The organism is Bradyrhizobium nivariense, from assembly GCF_029846695.2.
Taxonomy (GTDB): domain Bacteria; phylum Pseudomonadota; class Alphaproteobacteria; order Rhizobiales; family Xanthobacteraceae; genus Bradyrhizobium.
Map to the genome: position 1 here is coordinate 1 of NZ_JARWCR020000071.1, position 19,372 is coordinate 19,372.

Below are 19,372 nucleotides of genomic sequence, written 5' to 3' on the forward strand. Positions count from 1 at the left end.
CACAAACCCCGCCCGCCCTGTTCGATCGTGCTTTGCTGCACGCGCGACAGCGCCGCGCGCAGGCGCAAGGTGCCGTGAGCTTTCTGCTCGATCGGGTCGCTGAAGAGATGTCCGACCGGCTGGCCGCGGTGATGCGGGAGTTTCACGCAGCGGCCGATCTCTGGACGCCCGGCGAGGGTCTCGCGGTGCTGCACGCGCGACTGCCCTCGATCGAGCGCATTGAGCTCGATGCGTCGGGTGCGGAGAAGCTGCCCTTTGCGCCGGAAAGCCTCGACCTCGTGCTCTCGGCGCTGGCGCTGCAATTCGTCAACGACCTGCCGGGCGTGCTCGCGCAGATCCGCCGCGCGCTGAGGCCGGACGGGCTGCTGCTGGCGGCGATGATCGGCGGCGACAGCCTGACCGAGCTGCGCCAGGCTTTTGCCGCCGCCGAAGCCGAACGCGAGAGCGGCGTGTCGCCGCGCGTCGCACCGTTTGCCGACTTGCGCGACGTTGGCGCGCTGTTGCAGCGGGCGGGCTTCGCGTTGCCGGTCACCGATGTCGACCGCGTCGTGGTGCGCTACGCCAATGTGTTCGCGCTGATGCAGGATATCAGGCGCATGGGCGCGGCCAATGTGCTGATCGAGCGGCGGCGCACACCGAGCCGGCGCGCGACGCTGCTGCGCATGGCCGAAATCTATGCCGAACGCTTTGCCGATGCCGACGGCCGCATTCGTGCGACATTCGACATCATCTGGCTCTCCGGCTGGGCCCCGCATGCAAGCCAGCAGCAGCCGCTGAAGCCCGGGTCGGCCAAGGCGAGCCTGGCGGAGGCGGTGAAGAAGGCGGGAGGGGGCTAACGTGCCCCGGGCGCAGCGCACCGCAAGAGCGCTGCGCTGCGCCCGGGGCACGCGCAGCTCACATCAGCAAATCGATCAAATGCGGGATCAGCGGAATGTCCGCGGGCGGCATCGGGTAGTCGCGCAGCTTGTTGGCGCGGACCCAGGCCAGGGTCTGGCCTTCGCGCGGCACCACCTGTCCTTCCCAGCGCCGGCAGATGTAGAGCGGCATCAGGAGGTGGAAGGTCTCGTAGCCGTAGCTCGCAAACGTCAGCGGCGCCAGACAGGGTTCGGCGACGATGATGCCGAGCTCCTCTTCGAGCTCGCGGATCAGGCTCTGCTCCGGCCGCTCGCCGGGGTCACACTTGCCGCCGGGAAATTCCCACAGGCCGGCCAGCGTCTTGCCCGCGGGGCGCTGCGCGATCAGGACGCGCTTGTCGGCGTCGACAAGCGCGCAAGCCACCACCAGTGTCAGTTTGAGATCGGCCATGCCTGGAATGTCGCTCGCTGAAGATCATCCGCAACGGTTCGTTAACCCCGTTACGGCCCGTGTTTCCGAGGTCCCCATAAGTCATATTTAATCAACGGTTCCTAGAGTGGAAACGCTTAAACCATTCCGGGCCCGACCCATGCGCGCTGAGTTTCGTACCATCTTCCGCCGGTTCCTCCGCGACCGGCGCGGCAATGTCGCGGTGATTTTCGCAATCTGCTGCGTCCCCCTGATCACGTTGGTCGGCAGCGCGATCGACTACTCCCGCGCGACGCAGGTCCGGTCGAAGCTTCAGGCCGCGGCCGACGCGGCCAGCGTCGGCGCCATCGCCAAGGCCTCGCCGGGGTTTGCCGCGGCGGGCTCAATGACGGCGGATGGTCCGATCACGGTCGGCGTCACCGACGCCCAGAACATCTTCGATGCCAATCGCGCCAACCTGACCGGCTACACGCTCAACAGCGTCACCCCGACCGTCGTCAAGAGCGGCTCGATCATCAACTCGACCGTCTCGTTCACCGCCACCATCAACACCATGTTTCTCGGTGTGATAGGCAAGACCACACTGGCCATGAGCGGCACGTCGGCGTCGACGGCCAACATGCCGCTCTATGTCGATTTCTATCTCCTGCTGGACAATTCTCCCTCGATGGGTGTCGCAGCGACACCGACCGACATAACGAATTTGCAGGCAAAGACGGGTGGATGCGCGTTCGCGTGTCACGACACCTCCAAGAAGGCGGGCACGAGCAACTACGACATCGCCAAAGCAAATGGCATCACGACCCGAATTGACGTGGTGCGCCAGGCGAGCGCGAACTTGATGGACACCGCCCAGAACACGCAGACCTACACGAACCAGTTCAGAATGGCGATCTACGATTTCGGCGCTGCGTCAGCGACGATCGGATTGAGAAATCTGTTCTCGCTCTCGTCGAGCCTGACCTCCGCCAAGACTGCGGCGGGAAACATCGACCTGATGTCGGTCGCCGGTCAGAATGACGCGTTTACTGCCGATAAGGATACTCCCTTCACCACTATTTTTCCCGCAATCAATACCGCAATCGCCTCGCCTGGAGCCGGCACATCTTCCGCCCCGCTGAAGTATTTGTTTTTTGTATCGGACGGCGTTGCCGATGAAAGCAATGCCTCTTGCCTGAAGACGATGTACAATAGTCGTTGGGGAAATATAGCACCACGCTGTCAGTCACCTATCAATCCCGCGCTGTGTACGACATTGAAGAATCGCGGTATCAAGATCGCGGTCCTGTACACGACATATCAGCCGCCTACTGACACCTGGTACAGTGACTGGATCGCGCCCTTCAATGCCGGGACCTGGGGGCCGTCTCCGAACAGCGAGATCGCGCAGAACATGCAGAGCTGCGCTTCGCCCGGATTCTATTTCGAGGTTAGCCCCACCCAGGGCATTTCGGCCGCGATGAACGCGCTGTTCAAGAAGGCGGTCGCCGACGCGCGGATTGCGGGGTGATTTGATCCGGGTGAGGGGGACCCTCCGCGAGTCGGTTGCCACCGTCGATGCGGAAGCAGCCCCTCACCCCGACCTTCTCTCCGTAAAGAACGGGGCGAGAGAGAAGGGCTACGACCTGTAATCCCCGTTGATCGCGACATATTCCTTGGTGAGGTCGCAGGTCAGCACGCGGTCGCGGCCCTTGCCGAGGCCGAGCGAGACCTTGATCGCGATCTCCGGCGCCTTCATCGCTTCCGACACCTGCGCCTCGTCATAGGACGGATCGCGCGCGCCGCTCTTGGCGACGCGGATGCCGTTGAAGGAGATCGAGAGCTTGTCGCGGTCGGCTGGCTCGCCGGCCTTGCCGACCGCCATCACCACGCGGCCCCAATTGGCGTCCTCGCCGGCGATCGCGGTCTTCACCAGCGGCGAATTCGCGATCGACATCGCGATCTTGCGCGCCGAGGCCTTGGTCTTGGCACCCTCGACCGTGATTTCGACCAGCTTGCGCGCGCCTTCGCCGTCGCGGGCCACCTGCTCGGAAAGATTGGCGAGCACCAGATTGAACGCCTTGACGAAAGCCTTCAGGCGCGGGTCGCTGGCGCGGCTGATCTTTGGCGCGCCGTGTTCGGCAGCCGCGCCGGTGGCAAAGGCCAGCAGCGTGTCCGAGGTCGAGGTGTCGCCGTCGATCGTGACCGCGTTGAAGGTGTCCTCGACGCCGCTCTTGAGCAAAGCCTGCAGCGCGGCGGGCGCGATCGGCGCGTCGGTGAAGATGAACGACAGCATCGTCGCCATGTCGGGCGCGATCATGCCGGCACCCTTCGCCATGCCGTTGATGGTGACCTTGGCCTTGCCGAGCTTCACGGTCGCGGTCGCGACCTTCGGGAAGGTGTCGGTGGTCATGATCGCCTTGGCGGCCGCCAGATAGTCGCCGGGTTCGGCAGTTTCAGCCAGTCGGCCGAGCACGCCGTCGAACTTGGTCGCGTCCAGCGGCTCACCGATCACGCCGGTCGAGGCCAGGAAAATCTCGCTCTCGCTGCAGCCGACGGCCTTGGCCGCAATCTTCGCGGTCAGCGCGGTGGAGCTACGGCCGGTCTTGCCGGTGAAGGCATTGGCATTGCCGGAATTGACCACCAGCGCGCGCGCCTTGCCGCCCTTCAACTTGGCGCGGCACCATTCCACCGGCGCGGACGGGCATTTCGACTTGGTGAAGACGCCCGCGACCGCGGTGCCCTTGTCCATCACCGCCAGCAGCACGTCGGTGCGGTTCTTGTAGCGGATGCCGGCCTCGGCCGTCGCAAGGCGGACGCCCGCGATCACGGGCATGTCGGGAACAGTTTTGGGGGCGAGGGGAGAGACGGAGGAGGACATCGCGGGGCGCCTTGATGGGTCTGGATATGCAGATGGCCGGGCATTTGCCCGGCCATTGCGACGTTAGATACCCTCGGCGTCACCGAAGTGACAGCGAATTCTTACTTCTTCGCGGGCGGCGCCATCTTGCTGTCGGAGGGCTTGGCATCGGAAGGCTTGGCCGCATCAGCCGGCTTGGCATCCTTTGCCGCATCCGCCGGCTGGTCCAGACGCTCGACCTTGGCTTCCGCGCGCAGCTTGGCGACGTAGTCGGCCTGGGCCTTGCGGGTCACGTACTGCTCGATCTGCGCCTTGACCTGCTCGAAGTCCGGCGCCTTGCGGCTGCGCTTTTCCTCGACCTTGATGACGTGCCAGCCGAACTGCGACTTCACGGGGTCGGAGATCTTGCCCGGCTCGAGCGCGAAGGCGACCGCCGAGAATTCCGGCACCATCTGCTCCTTGGTGAAGAAGCCGAGGTCGCCGCCGTCGGCCGAGCCCGGATCCTTGGATTTCTTCTTGGCGAGCTCGGCGAAATCGGCGCCCTTGTCGAGCTCGGCCTTCACCGCCTTGGCCTCGTCCTCGGTCTCGACCAGGATGTGGCGGGCGCGCACTTCCTGCTCGCCGGTGATCTGCTTGGAGGCCTCCTCATAGACCTTCTTCATGGCGTCCGGGGTGGTGGCGGCCTTGCCCTCGCCGGCGAGCAGGCTGTCCATCAGCAGGCGGTTGCGGGCGAACGCCAGGCGCTTCTTGAACTCCTCGCCGTCGGCGACCTTTTTGTCCTCGGCGGCCTTGCCGACGATCTTCATGTCGATCAGGAAGGACAGGACGTTCTCTTCCTTGGTCGCCGGATCCATCTGGGCGAGGCTCGGCCCGAGTTCCTCCTCGGCCATGGCGACGTCGCTCTTCTTGATTTCCGCACCATTGACCTTCGCCAGCACCGGATCGTCGGCGGCCCGGCCGGGACCCGCGATCAGCGCCAGCGCAAGGCAGCCCACGAGGGCGGTGGCGAGGCCGAAGCGCAGGCCGGTTTTGGTTACCGGGAACGAGGTGGTCATGGAAAATCCTTTTGTTGAAGCAGGGGGCTGCTCGAGCGGGGCGGACACTCGCCCAATTCAGGGGGCCTTGGCAACGCGAAAAGTCTGTCAAAATGATGAATTAGCCGCAATGCGCCCGCCGTTGACAAGGCCCTGACCGGGCCATATCTCTGCCCGGTCGCGTCCATGGCGATGGCGTTTATTTTGCTGCGTTTTTGGCCGTTGAACCCAGACTTGCCCAACTCCCACCCATATGGCGGATGGACCCCCCGCAGTCCGGGCTCTGGGGTCACCACCAGGCGTCACGGTGAGTTGATAGGCAAGCGGGTGACAACCTCTTGGCTGCAACGCGGTTGAATCGCGAACACAGGAACTAGGCATGATCGGCGCGCTCGCCCGCAAGTTTTTCGGCTCCGCCAACGACCGGCGGGTGAAGGGATATCAGTCCCGCGTCAACGCGATCAACGCGCTGGAGCCCGAGGTCTCGAAACTCTCCGACGAGGCGCTCAAGGCTCGCACCGCCGACTTCAAGAAGCAGCTCGCCGAGGGCAAGACGCTGGACGACCTGCTGGTCCCCGCCTTCGCCACGGTCCGTGAAGCCGCCAAGCGCACGCTCGGCCAGCGCCATTTCGACGTCCAGCTGATCGGCGGCATTGTGCTGCACGAGGGCGACATCGCCGAGATGAAGACCGGCGAAGGCAAGACGCTGGTCGCGACGCTCGCGGTCTATCTCAACGCGCTCGCCGGCAAGGGCGTTCACGTCGTCACCGTCAACGACTACCTCGCCCGCCGAGACTCCAGCTGGATGGGCCAGATCTACGGCTTCCTCGGCATGACCACCGGCGTGATCGTCCACGGCCTCGACGATTCCGAGCGCAAGACGGCCTATGCCTGCGACATCACCTACGGCACCAACAACGAATACGGCTTCGACTATCTGCGCGACAACATGAAGTACCGGATCGAGGACATGGTCCAGCGGCCGCACTTCTACGCGATCGTCGACGAGGTCGACTCCATCCTGATCGACGAAGCGCGCACGCCGCTGATCATCTCCGGCCCGCTCGACGACCGCTCCGATTTCTACAACACCATCGACGGCTTCCTGCCCAAGCTCGACAAGACCGACTACGACGTCGACGAGAAGCAGCGCACGGTGACGCTGACCGAAGCCGGCATGGAGAAGATCGAGACGCTGCTGCGCGATGCCGGCCAGCTCAAGGGCGAGTCGCTCTACGACGTCGAGAACGTCTCCGTCGTGCACCACATCAACCAGGCGCTGCGCGCCCACGCGCTGTTCACCCGCGACAAGGACTACATCGTCCGCGACGACGAGGTCGTCATCATCGACGAGTTCACCGGACGCATGATGGCCGGCCGGCGCTATTCGGAAGGCCTGCATCAGGCGCTCGAAGCCAAGGAACACGTCCAGGTCCAGCCGGAAAACCAGACGCTCGCCTCGATCACCTTCCAGAACTATTTCCGGATGTACGAAAAGCTTGCCGGCATGACCGGCACGGCGCTGACCGAAGCCGACGAATTGTTCGACATCTACAAGCTCGAGGTCGTGGAAATCCCGACCAACCTGCCGGTCGCGCGTCTGGACGAGGACGACGAGGTCTATCGCACCCAGAACGAGAAATACGCCGCGATCCTGGCCGAGATCGAGCGCGCCAATGCGCGACTGCAGCCGGTGCTGGTCGGCACCGCCTCGATCGAAAAATCGGAAGTGATCGCCGAATATCTGAAGAAGCACGGCTACCGGCAGATCGATTTCGGCAACGAAAATTCGATGCAGAAACTGTACGCCGCGGCCCGCGCCGGCAAACCGGCAAAGCTGTTCGCAGTGCTGAACGCGCGCTTCCACGAGCAGGAAGCCTACATCGTCGCGGAAGCCGGCGTACCCGGCGCGATCACGATCGCGACCAACATGGCCGGCCGCGGCACCGACATCAAGCTCGGCGGGTCGCTCGAGATGCGGATCCAACAGGAGACCGCTGATATCGAGGACGAGGCCGAGAAGGCCAAGAAGATCGAGCAGATCAAGGCCGACATCGAGCACTTCCGCGACATCGTGTTGAAGGCCGAGGAAGAGGTCGAGATCGAGCCGGCGAAGGGTTCGAAGCCCGCCAAGACCATGAGGAAGCCCGGCGGCCTCTACATCATGGGCTCCGAGCGCCACGAATCCCGCCGCATCGACAACCAGCTCCGCGGCCGCTCCGGCCGTCAGGGCGACCCCGGCCGCTCGAAATTCTTCCTGTCGCTGGAAGACGATCTGATGCGCATCTTCGGCTCGGATCGCCTCGACAGCATGCTACAGCGTCTCGGCCTGCAAGAGGGCGAGGCCATCATCCATCCCTGGATCAACAAGGCGCTGGAGAAGGCGCAGCAGAAGGTCGAGGCGCGCAACTTCGACATCCGCAAGAATCTGCTCAAGTTCGACAACGTCCAGAACGACCAGCGCAAGGTGATCTTCGACCAGCGCGTCGACCTGATGAAGGACGACAGCGTCGCCGAGACCGTCACCGACATGCGCCACGCCTTCATTGACGACCTCGTCGCCAAGCACGTGCCCGAGCATGCCTATGCCGAGCAGTGGGACGTCGCGGGCCTGAAGGAAGAGCTCAAGCGCGTGCTCGATCTCGACTTGCCGGTCGAGGACTGGGCCAAGGAAGAGGGCATCGCCGACGAGGAGCTGCTCACGCGCATCGAGACCCGCGCCGACGAGCACATGGCGGCAAAGGTCGCGCAATGGGGTCCCGACGTGATGCGTTACGTCGAGAAGACCATTCTGCTCCAGACGCTCGACCATCTCTGGCGCGAGCACCTGGTCATGCTCGATCATCTGCGCCAGGTCATCGGCCTGCGCGGCTACGGCCAGCGCGATCCGTTGCAGGAGTACAAGACCGAGGCCTTCAATCTCTTCCAGGAGATGAGCGCGCATCTGCGCGAGGCCGTCACGGCGCAGCTGATGCGGGTCGAGATCGTGCCGCCGGAGCAGGAAGCCCCGATGCTGCCGCAGATGGAAGCACACAAGTTCGACCCGAACACCGGCGAGGATGAGATGGCGCTCGCCAGCGTCACACTCGGAGCGCAGGCCACCGACGCGGCGCTGCGCGATCCGAAGAACCCGGCAAGCTGGGGCAAGATCGGCCGCAACGAGGATTGTCCGTGCGGCTCAGGCAAGAAGTACAAGCACTGCCACGGGCGGTATGCGTAGCGGCCAGGTGTGAGGTGCGACGTCGGCGCCTCACTCTCCGCCGTCGTCGCCCGGTTTAGCCGGGCGACCCAGTACGCCCCGGCTTCTCAGTTCAATCACATCAGTCTCTGGAATACCGGATCGCCCGGCTAAATCGGGCGATGACAGCGAGTATGTGGCGCGCACTGCGCTTCGATGGTCCGGGACGACGCGGTGAGAGAGCGCGCTGAACCACGCCTCAATTCGAGCTGTCGATCAAGCTCTCCAGCAGCCGCTTCAACTCGCTTGTCGATTTGTCGCCGTAACTTTCGAGGATGTGATCCTCCTGGTCGACCGCGAGCGAGTTGAGCTTCTTGCTCAGCACCTTGCCGCGATCGGAGATGAACATCAGAACCTTGCGGCGATCGTTCGGGTCCTGCACGCGGTAGACCAGCGTGTCGGAGACCATGCGGTCGATCATCTTGGTCAGCGTCGGATGGTTGAGCAGCACGGCGTCCGCAAGCTCGCCCATCGAATGGCCGTTGCCATCAGACAATACCTTAAGGATGCGCCACTGCTCGACGGGCACGCCTTCCTTGCTCAACCGCAGTTCGAGCTGCCGGTTGATCTCCCGGTTGGCTTGCGCGAGCAGGTAGGCGAGGTGTTCGGTGATCGGGGTGTTCGGTTTTGCCACGGCTAAGACTTCGTCTTGACCCAAATGAGTGAATGTCTTGCAATCGATGCTGCATCTATATGCACTTCAATTCTTGAATATTCAATATTTTCAAAATAGGATATTGCCCAACAAAAGGGCGGATGCCGCGGCCGCCTGCTGAATGTGCTTTCAAGTCTGGTGCCAGACAGGAGTTGGCGTGCGCGCGACGGTAAACTTCCCGGCTCACGGCGGTCCGGCGTTGCCGCCGTCCTTGCTGTTGCGGAATCTGTCGTCGTCGGCGGCCGGTGGCGCGCTGTCGCCGGACGATCATGCCTTCCTCCGGCGGCGCGGCGCGAACAAGCTTCGCGTCGGGGGCTTCATCTGCTGCACCGGCTCGCCCGGTGTTTGGGGCCCATGCGCGACAAGCAGCGCGCGGCTCGCGGTTGCCGAGATCAACAAGCGCGGCGGCATCCTCGGACGCGAGATCGAGCTTTCGATCTACGACGCCGGCGGCCCGCTCGACGAGGTCCTGAACCGCGCCGAGCAGGCCATCGCATCCGACGAGGTCGACCTCATTGTCGGGCTGCATACCAGCGCGGTGCGTGTGGCGCTGCGCAAGGTCACCACACGCCACCGCATCCCCTACATCTACACGCCCGTTTACGAGGGCGGCGAGCAGACGCCGGGTGTGATGGCGATCGGCGAGACGCCGCGCTGGCAGAGCCGTCCGTCGATCCACTGGCTTGCCGACGTCAAGAAGGCGGCGCGCTGGTACCTGATCGGCAGCAACTATGTCTGGCCCTGGCAGTCGCACCGCGCGGTGAAGCGCTACATCAGGGAGGCCGGCGGCCAGGTCGTCGGCGAAGAGTTTGTTCCCCTCGGCGAAGATAACCATGAGCCGCATCTGGAGCGCATCCGTGCAGCGAGGCCGGACGTCGTCCTTATCTCGTTGATCGGCACCGACAGCATCACGTTCAATCGCGCGTTCGGCGAATGCGGTCTTGGCGCCACGACGCTGCGGCTGGCCGGGGCGATGGACGAGACCGTGCTGCTCGGAATCGGGGCCGACAACAGCGAAAATCTGTTCTGCGCCTCCGGCTATTTCCCTGGAATTGGCTCGCGGGCCAACGACGACTTCCAGGGCCGCTATCGCGCGATGTTCGGACCGAACGGCCCCCCGATCGGCTCGCTCGGTCAATCCAGCTATGAGGGACTGCGCTTCCTCGAAGCCGTGGCGAACAAGGCGGGCACGTTAGCGATGGGGCCCATGCTCGCGGCCGGCCGCAACATCGTCTATGGCGGCGCGCGCGGCCCCGTCACCGTCAGGAACGGTCACACCCGGATGCAAATGTATCTCGCCGGGGCAGATGGCCTCGACTTCAAGCTGATCAAACCGGTCTGATGCCGGCGCGGCGATGTGCATACGTCGGAATCCAAAATAATACTTGAAAAGGAAAATATTTCCGTATGTAATATCGACGTGAAGCCGACTGGCCCGCGCCGCGCAGGCGCGACCATGAGGCTGCAATGCCAGGGATCAAGAAGCCTCAAGGAGAGAGCGCCATGACAGTTGCCCTTCCCACGCCAGCCCAACTTCGCAGCGTCGCCGAGCAGTGCGGCCTTGCGCTGAGCGATGAAGACGTCGCCTCGTTCCGCGGCCTGATGCAGGGCTCGATCGAGGCCTACAATCTGGTCGGCGCGATGCCGGACGAGGTGCCGGAGGTCAAATATCCGCGCACACCGGGCTATCGGCCGTCGGCGGAAGAGAATCCGCGCAACGCCTGGTATCGCAAGTCGACTGTGAAGGGCGCCGCCAGCGGCAAGCTCAAGGGCAAGACCATAGCGCTGAAAGACAACATCATGCTCGCCGGCGTTCCCATGATGAACGGTTCGGCGACGCTGGAAGGCTATGTCCCCGATTTCGACGCCACCGTCGTCACGCGCATCCTGGACGCCGGTGGGGAAATCCTCGGCAAGACTCACTGTGAATCCTTCTGCATGTCCGGCGGCAGCCACACCGGCGCGGTCGGCTCTGTGCACAATCCGTACAAGATGGGCTATTCGGCCGGCGGCTCGTCCTCGGGAAGCGGCGTCGTCGTCGCGCTTGGCGAAGCCGACATGGCGATGGGCGGCGACCAAGGCGGCTCGATCCGGATGCCGTCCTCGTTCTGTGGCACCTACGGCATGAAGCCGACCTGGGGCCTCGTGCCCTACACCGGCATAATGCCGATCGAGATCTTTGTCGATCACACCGGTCCGATGACGGCCACGGTCGCCGACAACGCGCTGCTGCTCGAAGTGCTCGCCGGCGACGACGGCTACGATCCCCGCATCAAGGCGCCCAGAGTCGAGGAGTACACCAAGGCGCTCGGCCAGGGCGTGAAGGGCATGAAGATCGGCATCCTCAAGGAAGGCTTTGAGCAGGCGAACGCCGAGGCCGCCGTGAACGAAAGCGTGCGCGCGGCGGCCAAGCGTTTCAAGGATCTCGGCGCCAGCGTCGAGACCGTCTCGATCCCGATGCATCTTATGGGTCCCGCGATCTGGACGCCGATCGGCACTGAGGGCATGACCCAGACCATGATGTATGGCGACGGTTATGGCCTGTCCCGCTCCGATCTTTATTCGACCACGCTGATGGATTTCCATCGCGGCTGGCGCCGGCAGGCGGACTCGCTGTCGGAAACCACAAAGCTGTTCCTGCTGCTCGGCACCTACATCAACAATAATTTCGGTCCGCGCTATTACGGCAAGGCCCTCAACATCTCCCGCCGCCTCACCGCGGCCTATGACAAGGCCTTCAAGGACTACGATCTGCTGCTGCTGCCGACCACGCCGATGAAGGCGACGAAGCTGCCGGAGCCCAATGCCAGCCGCGAGGACTATGTCGCCCGCGCCCTGGAGATGATCTCCAACACCGCGCCGTTCGACATCACCCATCATCCCGCGATGTCGCTGCCCTGCGGCATGGTCGACGGCCTGCCCGTCGGCCTGATGCTGGTTGGCCGCATGTTCGAGGAATCCACCATCTACCGCGCCGCCCACGCCTTCGAGCAGATCGGCGACTGGAAGAAGATGTGACCGAGGCATTGATGCAGGCGGACGGAACATCAGAGCGTTTTCGAGCGAAGTGGATACCGGTTCGCGTCAAGAAAACGCGTCAAAACAGAAATCTTGAGCCCCGTTCCGATTCAATCGGAACGGGAAAGGCTCTGCCGCATGGCTAACGCGTTCGTCGCGGCGTTCGAGATCCTGAGCTTTGGCGCGATCATCGTCCTGATCGTGCTGGGGCTCGGGATCATCGCCAGCATGATGGGCATCTTCAACTTCGCGCAGGGCGAGTTCGTCCTGCTCGGGGCCTACATCACCTATCTCGCCTACGCCAAGGGCCTGCCGATCTGGACGGGCATGATCGCGGCGCCCTTCGTGGTCGGCGCGCTCGGCTTCGTGCTGGAAGCGCTGATCATCCGACGTTTCTACGCAGCACCCATCGTCGCCATGCTCGGCACCTATGCGCTCGGCCTGATCATCCGCGAAACCGTGCGCGGCCTGATCGGCGGCTTCTATCTCACCGTGCCGGAGCCGATCGGCGGCTCGATCGACATCGGCGCCATGCACATCTCGGCCTGGCGCTTCACCATCATCGTGATCACGCTGCTGGTGATGGGCGGCTGCTATCTGTTGCTGGCGCGCACCAGCTTCGGCCTGCGCGTGCGCGCCACGCTGGAAAATCCGTCGCTGGCGCGCGCATCCGGCATCTCCACGCCGCTGATTTACGGCGCCACCTTTGCGTTCGGCGCGGCGCTTGCCGGCCTCGCCGGCGCGCTGATCGTGCCGGTGTTCAGCCTGTTCGCAGATCTCGGCCTGCGCTTCCTGATCCAGGGTTTTGTCGCCGTCATGGTCGGCGGCGTCGGCTCGTTCATCGGGCCGGTCGCGGGCGCCGGCGTCATCGGCACGCTCAGTGCCGCGCTGCCCTGGGTGATGGCGCCGGTCGTCGCCGACGTCCTGGTCTTCGTTCTCGCCATCGTCTTCATCAAATTCCGCCCGCAGGGCCTCATCGCTGGAAAAGGGGTTTAGTCACATGTCCGATCGCACTCAGCTCTCACGCCGCCGCTTCCTCTCGAATTTCGCCTTTGCATCCGGCGCGGTCGCGACCGGCGCCGGCAGCTGGGTGATCCCCGCGCCCTGGGCCAATGCGGCCGAAGCCCCGATCAAGGTCGGCATCGCGACCGACCTCACTGGCCCGATCGCCTATGCGGGCAATGCCGACGCCAACGTCGCAAAGATGGTGATCAAGGAGATCAACACGGCTGGCGGCCTGCTCGGCCGTCCGCTCGAGCTCTACATCGAGGACACCGCCTCGAACGAATCCGTCGCCGTCGGTAACGTGCGAAAGCTGATCCAGCGCGACAAGGTCGACATGGTGCTCGGCGGCATCACGTCCTCCATGCGCAACGCGATCAAGGACCCGATCGTGGCGCGCGGCAAGACGCTCTACATCTATCCGCAGCTCTACGAGGGCAAGGAGTGCACGCCCTATCTATTCTGCACCGGACCGACGCCGGCGCAGCAATGCGACGAGTTCATCCCCTGGCTGATCAAGAACGGCGGCAAAAAGTTCGCGCTGCCGAGCGCCAACTATGTCTGGCCGCACACGCTCAACGTCTATGCGCGCAAGGTGATCGAAGCCAACGGCGGCGAGGTCGTGTTCGAAGAATACTATCCGCTCGACCAGGTCGATTTCTCCTCGACCGTCAACCGCATCATCTCCAACAAGGTCGACGTCGTCTTCAACACCGTCATTCCGCCCGGTGTCGGTCCGTTCTTCAAGCAGCTCTATGAAGCGGGCTTCCTCAAGAACGGCGGGCGTCTGGCCTGCGTCTACTATGACGAGAACACGCTCAACATCAACCAGGCCGCCGAGATCGAGGGGCTCGCAAGCTGTCTCGACTATTTCAAGGTGCTGACCAAGGAGAACCCGTTCGACGCAAAAATCCAGGCGGCCTACGAGAAGGATTTCCCCGGCAACTTCCTGTTCGCCGCCGGCAGTGCTGCGACCGGCACCTATCGCGGCCTCAAGCTGTGGGAAGCCGCCGTCAAGGAAGCCGGCAAGATCGATCGCGAGTCGGTGGCGGCTGCGCTCGATCACGCCAAGATCGCCGAAGGCCCGGGTGGACCGGCCGAGATGGTGCCGGGCAAGCGGCACTGCAAGATGAAGATGTACACCGCGGTCGCCAAGGGCGGGAATTACGAGATCGTCGGACGCAGCGACGGGCTCGTCGATCCCAAGGAGTGTTAAGGTGGAATGCTGAAGTCGATGGGCGCAGTGAAACAGGCGATCCCCGCCGACATCGGCGGGGAACCGGACGTCGCAATGACTGAGCACGGACCAGCGAAGCAATCCGCTTCGGGACGAAGGGTCTTGCCGATCGTGGAGGGCGTCGTGCTCGCCGCGGCGCTGGTCGCGCCGCTGGTGCTGCAGGACTATCTCACGGTGTTCGCGACGCGGGTGATCATCCTCGCGCTGTTCGCGCTGTCGTTCGACCTGGTGTGGGGCTATGCCGGCATCATGAGCTTTGGCCAGGCGCTGTTTTTTGGCTCGGCCGGGTATGGTGTGGCGCTGCTCGCGCGCGACCTCGACATCACCAACATCTTTCTGGTGCTGCCCGCGGGAACGCTGATCGGGCTCACCTTCGCGCTGCTGCTCGGCGGCTTCCTGCTGCTGGGTCGGCACCCCTCCAGCGTGATCTTCGTATCGCTGGGCACGCTGACCGGCTCCTATGCCGCCGATCGCCTCGCGCGCGGCTGGTATTATCTCGGCGGCCAGAACGGCATCCCCTCGATCGCGCCGATGACGGTAGGTGCTTACGAATTCTCGGAAGGGCCGCCGTTTTACTATCTCGTGCTCGGCATTCTCGTCGTCGTCTACCTGCTCTGCCGCTTCCTGGTGCGCTCGCAGTTTGGTCTCGCGCTGGCAGGCTTGCGCGAAAACGAGCAGCGCATCGCCTTCTTCGGCTACAAGGCGCAGCACCTGAAGGCGATCATCTTCGCGATCGGCGGCGCGGTGGCGGGTCTTGCCGGTAGCCTTTACGCCTTCCACGAAGGATTTGTCTGGCCCAACATGGTCGGCGTCGTGGTGTCGACGCAAGTGGTGCTCTACGTCCTGTTCGGCGGCTCGGGCACGCTGATCGGCGCCGTGATCGGTGCCGTCATCGTCGAGGGCGTCAGCTTCTGGCTGTCGGACAACTATCGCGAGGTCTGGCCGATCATCCTTGGCGTGCTGCTCCTGCTCGTGATCCTGTTCCGGCCGCTCGGCCTGATTAGTTTCGTGCTCGGCGAACGCGAGCGGGTCGGCAGTTTTGGCGGCAAGTCCAAGGAGACCGAAAAGGAGAAGCGCAATGCCGCTCCTTGAAGCCACCGGCGTCAAAAAGATCTTCGGCAAGCTCACCGCGCTCGACGGCGCCGCGCTCACCGTCGGCGAGAACGAGTTTCACGGCCTGATCGGCCCGAACGGCTCCGGCAAGAGCACGCTGATGAAGTGCATCGCGGGAGCCGAGGTGCCGACGCAGGGCAAGGTCTCTTTCATCAATACCGACATCACCGCGTTCACGCCGACCGAGCGTGCGCGGGCCGGCATGAGCCTGAAATTCCAGATCACGTCGGTGCTGCCGTCGCTGACGCTGTACGACAACATCCTGCTCGCGCTCCAGGCGCAGTCCTCGCTGTTCGACCTCGTGTTCTCGCGCACGAGGGGGGCGCTGCACGACCAGGTCATGACCATGCTGACGCAGTTCCGGCTGGCCGATCGCGCCTTCGACGCGGCGGCGGCGCTGTCGCACGGCCAGCAGCAATGGCTGGAGATCGCGATGGCGCTCGCGGGCAAGCCGAAACTTCTGCTGCTCGACGAGCCGACCGGCGGCATGAGCCTTGAGGAGCGCCGCGTCACCGGCGAGCTGTTGCAGCCGATCAAAAAACATTGCTCGCTCGTGATCGTCGAGCACGATCTCGATTTCATCCGCGACATCTGTGATCGGTTGACCGTGCTCGACCAGGGCAAGGTGCTGGCATCAGGCACCGTGTCCGAGATCCAGGCCAACAAATCCGTCCAGGAGATCTATCTGCGCCGTGCCTGAATTTTTGGACATCAAGCATCTCGACGCCGGCTATGGCCGCAGCCAGGTCCTGTTCGACGTCAATTTCGGCATTCCCTGGCGCGGCGGCGTCGCCGTGCTCGGGCGCAACGGCGCTGGCAAGACCACGCTGATGAAGACCATCGTCGGCGAACTGCCGGCGTGGAAGGGCGAGGTCGCCTTCGACGGCCGCGACATCAGCCGCCGCGCGACCCAGGAGCGCGTGCGCGCCGGCATCGGCTATGTGCCGCAGGAGCATTCGGTGTTCGCGCGCCTGTCGGTGCGCGACAATCTCGCGGTCGGCTCGCTCGCGAGCAAGAAGGCCGACGCGGTCGACCACGTGCTGACCATCTTCCCAAAGCTCGGCCAGCGCCTCGACCAGCCCGCCGGCACACTCTCCGGCGGCGAGCGCAAGATGCTCGCGATCGGCCGCGCCATGCTGGGGGATCCCAAGCTCTTGCTGTTGGACGAGCCGACCGAAGGCGTCTGGATCGGCGTGATCGAGGAGATCACCGAGCGCCTGATCGAGCTGGCGAAAAACATCGCCGTCATCATCGTCGAGCAGCACCTCGACCTCGCGCTGCGCGTCGCAGATTACGCCTATGTGCTGGACCGCGGCCGCGTCGCGCTGCAAGGCGAGGCGGGCGAGGTGAGGGCGAATCCGGAGCTGCTGCGATATCTGGCGCCGTAGGTTGCGTTGAGGCGGCTCTGGAGCCAACTCTCGCTTGCGATCGGACGCTTATGGCATGTTTCCGAGGAACGGATTGACAATGGTAAGCCCGCCGACGTTACGGCCATGCTGCATGTCTTCGCTGTAGAGCGTATCGCAGCCGGCCCCGATCGCGGCGGCGACGGTCAGCGCATCGTAGAAAGCGAAGCCATCATCTCGTGCGAGCGCAAGAGCCGCACGGCTGATCTCTGCCGTCAGCGGGAACGCCGGATCGAGCGCATTGTCGATATCATCGAACACAAGCTCGATGTCGCGCCAGCTGATCCCCTGCTTCTTGCGCAAGACGTTTGCCAGTTCGTTCAGGACTTGCACGCTGACGGTGCCGCCCTGGTTGATCAGGTCTCGAGAGATGGTTGCCTTGGTGCCAGTCTGCTGCGCGTAAACGAGAATGTTGGTATCCAGAAATGCCCTCACCGCTCGTTCGCCTCATCGCGATCGAACTTGTAGTCGGCAGGGAATGGAGGCCAGTTGCGGGCGCGCATATTTTCGATTGCCCGCCGACGACGCTCTTCCTTGGTCTCGACCTCGATCTTCCCCTTGCGGGCGGCGACGACGGCGAGTTCGTCGCCTTCCTTGAGGCTCAGTTCCTCGACCAAAGCCTTGGGCAGGCGAACCGCAAGGCTGTTGCCCCATCTGGAGACCTGCATCGTACACTCCATGATATACAAAATTTATTGTATATCATGGGATATATATCAGTGGAATTCAAGGCGTCCGCAGGCCCTTACGGATGCTCCCAGGTGGGGTCGGCGGGTCTCGCTCGGACAGAATACAGGAAGGGCGAAGGGCTTGCCCGCCCTTACTTCACCGCCCCAAAGCGGCTGTCGAATGAGTTCGACGACACCACCGGCGCGGCTCCCATGATCTGCGTCGCTTCACCCGCGCCATCCGACACTGACGGCTTCAGCGCCGGGCGCGTCGCGGCGAGGCGGGTGTCGGGCTTCGCCGGCTCGGCGGGCTTGGCGGCCACAGTCGGCTTCGGCGCGTCCTTGGTGGTATCGCGGCCGGGCACGAACCGGGTCACCGCGGCCTTCAGTCGGGACGCTGCGGTGGGCGGCGTTGTCGATGTCGCGGCCGGGGCGACAGATGCTGTGGCCTGCGGCGGAGGCGTGGTCGCCGTGGTGTCGGCGGTGCCCATGCCCATCTTGCGGCCGAGGTTGGAGAAGAAGCCGCCCTGCGATTTCTCTTGGGATTTCTCGGCCGGAGCAGCGATGGCGACGCGGGAGTTGGCGGCGGGTGCGCTGACGGCGACGACCGGTTCTTCCTGCGGCGAGGGCGCGGCGGCATCGAGATTCGGCTTCGGCGGATTGACGTGTCCGGGGATCGTGCCCGGCGCCTTCGCCATCGCCAGCATCTGCAAGGTCGTGCCTTCGGCACCCTCCGACAGACCTGTCGAGCCTTCCGGAATCTTCGCGGCGAAAATCTTGTTCATGCCGCCGTCGATGCCGGTGTTCATGCGCGCAACCGGTGTACCGCGCGAAACCAGCTTGTTGTACTCGGCCTGGTCGCGCTGGTCCTTGTCGCGCACGGCGCTGACGATGTCCTCGGGGATCACATAGGCCGGGCACTTTGCCGAGGCGTCGAACACCGGATCGCGCTTGGCGTCGGGCGCCTTCGTCGCGTCGAAGACGTACTTCTTCTCGCAGAAATCGACCTTCGGCTCCTGCCGCGTCACCTCGAAATGGTCATAGCCTTCCTTGATCATCTTCCAGAACGGCATGTTCGGATTGTTCCGGTGCTTGGCCATGTTCACCGGCGTCATCTTGAACGGATAGGCCTGCAGCTGGAACGCCTTCTGGCCGCCGAAGAAGGACTCGCGCCCGAGCGAATAGATCTCGGCGATCTGCTCGTCCGTCATCGCGTAGCAGCCGCGCGACGAACAATCGCCATGCACCATCAGCTGCGAGCCGCTGCGGCCCAAAGCCTTGTCGAATGCGTTCGGATAGCCCGTGTTGAACGACAAATAGTACGCCGACTGCGGATTCATCTGGCTCGGATTGATCGAGTAGAATCCTTCCGGCGCCTGGCGGTCGCCTTCGCGCACCTTCGGTCCGAGATCACCCGACCAACGGCAGATCGGATAGGTCTTGAGCAGCACGAACTGGCCGTTGCGGGCCTGCTTCCAGACCTCGAGCTCGGCCTCCTGCTTGAACAGGCGGACCAGGATCGGTGATTGCAGGTCCATGTCCTTCTCGACCATCGCGGCGAGAAGTTTTGGCGGGACCGGCTGGTTGGCCTTGGCATTGGTCGCAAGCGAAACCTGGTCGGTGTCACAGCCGGCCAGCACAAAGCTGGCGGCAAGCGCCACCGAAACCAAAAACGCGCGAGCAAGCGAACGAGAAATCAAAACGGACCCCACACCGTGCCGGGCATCGCGCGCAAACCCCAATCTTGAAGCATGATCCAACCGGAGACCCGGACCCGTCGCAACGGGCTTTTTCAGATCACGCTCCAGCGCTTATGCCCTGAAGCCATTGATTAAAATTCTAACCTCTGGGTCATGTGGTCGCAACCCGAGCGGGGAT

The 19,372-nt window shown here is 63.8% G+C and carries 17 protein-coding genes; 10 read left to right on the plus strand and 7 right to left on the minus strand.

Translation table 11 applies throughout. From position 1 onward, the window contains the following. Nucleotides 1-836, plus strand: an 836-nt coding sequence (locus tag QCM77_RS36885; RefSeq protein ID WP_280096212.1) for a methyltransferase domain-containing protein, incomplete at its 5' end; no start/stop codon positions are given. A gap of 58 nt (nt 837-894) precedes the next feature. On the opposite strand, the gene QCM77_RS36890 is transcribed toward QCM77_RS36885, so the two are convergent. Beyond that, nucleotides 895-1,305 (minus strand): (deoxy)nucleoside triphosphate pyrophosphohydrolase, encoded by a 411-nt coding sequence (locus tag QCM77_RS36890; RefSeq protein WP_279664766.1) that lies wholly within the window; start codon nt 1,303-1,305, stop codon nt 895-897. 139 nt (nt 1,306-1,444) lie between these two features. On the opposite strand from QCM77_RS36890, the gene QCM77_RS36895 reads away from it, so the two are divergent. Continuing rightward, entirely contained in the window at nt 1,445-2,794 is a 1,350-nt protein-coding gene (locus QCM77_RS36895) for a TadE/TadG family type IV pilus assembly protein (RefSeq protein ID WP_280096213.1), read from the plus strand. Between the two features lie 108 nt (nt 2,795-2,902). Here the strand turns inward: QCM77_RS36895 and argJ are convergent, their stop codons facing one another. Beyond that, the gene (gene argJ / locus QCM77_RS36900; protein ID WP_279664768.1) at nt 2,903-4,144 is read right to left on the minus strand and encodes a bifunctional glutamate N-acetyltransferase/amino-acid acetyltransferase ArgJ; all 1,242 of its coding nucleotides are present in this window, start codon (nt 4,142-4,144) and stop codon (nt 2,903-2,905) included. Nucleotides 4,145-4,245: 101 nt separating this feature from the next. Beyond that, nucleotides 4,246-5,178, minus strand: coding sequence for a peptidylprolyl isomerase (locus QCM77_RS36905; RefSeq protein ID WP_279664769.1), 933 nt, complete (start codon nt 5,176-5,178; stop codon nt 4,246-4,248). A 358-nt stretch (nt 5,179-5,536) separates the two neighbouring features. Between QCM77_RS36905 and secA the strand changes: the two genes are divergently transcribed. Beyond that, nucleotides 5,537-8,377 (plus strand): preprotein translocase subunit SecA, encoded by a 2,841-nt coding sequence (gene secA, locus QCM77_RS36910; protein ID WP_279664771.1) that lies wholly within the window; start codon nt 5,537-5,539, stop codon nt 8,375-8,377. Nucleotides 8,378-8,594: 217 nt separating this feature from the next. On the opposite strand, the gene QCM77_RS36915 is transcribed toward secA, so the two are convergent. Then, on the minus strand, nt 8,595-9,029 hold the full coding sequence (locus QCM77_RS36915; protein WP_280096214.1) for a MarR family winged helix-turn-helix transcriptional regulator: 435 nt from the start codon (nt 9,027-9,029) through the stop codon (nt 8,595-8,597). Nucleotides 9,030-9,207: 178 nt separating this feature from the next. Between QCM77_RS36915 and QCM77_RS36920 the strand changes: the two genes are divergently transcribed. From QCM77_RS36920 to QCM77_RS36950, 7 genes are all read left to right on the plus strand, one after another. Continuing rightward, nucleotides 9,208-10,392, plus strand: a complete 1,185-nt coding sequence (locus QCM77_RS36920; protein ID WP_280096215.1) for a substrate-binding domain-containing protein — start codon at nt 9,208-9,210, stop codon at nt 10,390-10,392. Between the two features lie 161 nt (nt 10,393-10,553). Further along, the gene (locus QCM77_RS36925; RefSeq protein WP_280096216.1) at nt 10,554-12,068 is read left to right on the plus strand and encodes an amidase; all 1,515 of its coding nucleotides are present in this window, start codon (nt 10,554-10,556) and stop codon (nt 12,066-12,068) included. 138 nt (nt 12,069-12,206) lie between these two features. Then, nucleotides 12,207-13,064, plus strand: coding sequence for a branched-chain amino acid ABC transporter permease (locus QCM77_RS36930; protein WP_279691552.1), 858 nt, complete (start codon nt 12,207-12,209; stop codon nt 13,062-13,064). 4 nt (nt 13,065-13,068) lie between these two features. Beyond that, the gene (locus tag QCM77_RS36935) at nt 13,069-14,286 is read left to right on the plus strand and encodes a substrate-binding protein (protein ID WP_280096217.1); all 1,218 of its coding nucleotides are present in this window, start codon (nt 13,069-13,071) and stop codon (nt 14,284-14,286) included. Between the two features lie 6 nt (nt 14,287-14,292). Further along, on the plus strand, nt 14,293-15,399 hold the full coding sequence (locus QCM77_RS36940; RefSeq protein ID WP_280096218.1) for a branched-chain amino acid ABC transporter permease: 1,107 nt from the start codon (nt 14,293-14,295) through the stop codon (nt 15,397-15,399). Next, a complete protein-coding gene (locus QCM77_RS36945; protein ID WP_279691557.1) occupies nt 15,386-16,120 on the plus strand; it encodes an ABC transporter ATP-binding protein in 735 nt (244 codons plus the stop codon). Before QCM77_RS36940 ends, QCM77_RS36945 begins: the two co-directional genes overlap by 14 nt. Further along, the gene (locus QCM77_RS36950; RefSeq protein ID WP_279691559.1) at nt 16,113-16,808 is read left to right on the plus strand and encodes a branched-chain amino acid ABC transporter ATP-binding protein; all 696 of its coding nucleotides are present in this window, start codon (nt 16,113-16,115) and stop codon (nt 16,806-16,808) included. Before QCM77_RS36945 ends, QCM77_RS36950 begins: the two co-directional genes overlap by 8 nt. Before the next feature lie 48 nt (nt 16,809-16,856). Here QCM77_RS36950 and QCM77_RS36955 read toward each other — a convergent pair whose 3' ends face one another. The 3 genes from QCM77_RS36955 to QCM77_RS36965 form a co-directional block, all read right to left on the minus strand. Beyond that, a complete protein-coding gene (locus QCM77_RS36955; RefSeq protein WP_280096219.1) occupies nt 16,857-17,261 on the minus strand; it encodes a PIN domain-containing protein in 405 nt (134 codons plus the stop codon). Beyond that, on the minus strand, nt 17,258-17,494 hold the full coding sequence (locus tag QCM77_RS36960; RefSeq protein WP_280096220.1) for an AbrB/MazE/SpoVT family DNA-binding domain-containing protein: 237 nt from the start codon (nt 17,492-17,494) through the stop codon (nt 17,258-17,260). The genes QCM77_RS36955 and QCM77_RS36960 overlap by 4 nt, the downstream gene beginning before the upstream one ends. A gap of 152 nt (nt 17,495-17,646) precedes the next feature. Next, on the minus strand, nt 17,647-19,194 hold the full coding sequence (locus QCM77_RS36965) for a L,D-transpeptidase family protein (protein WP_279691565.1): 1,548 nt from the start codon (nt 19,192-19,194) through the stop codon (nt 17,647-17,649). Nucleotides 19,195-19,372 lie beyond the last annotated feature (178 nt).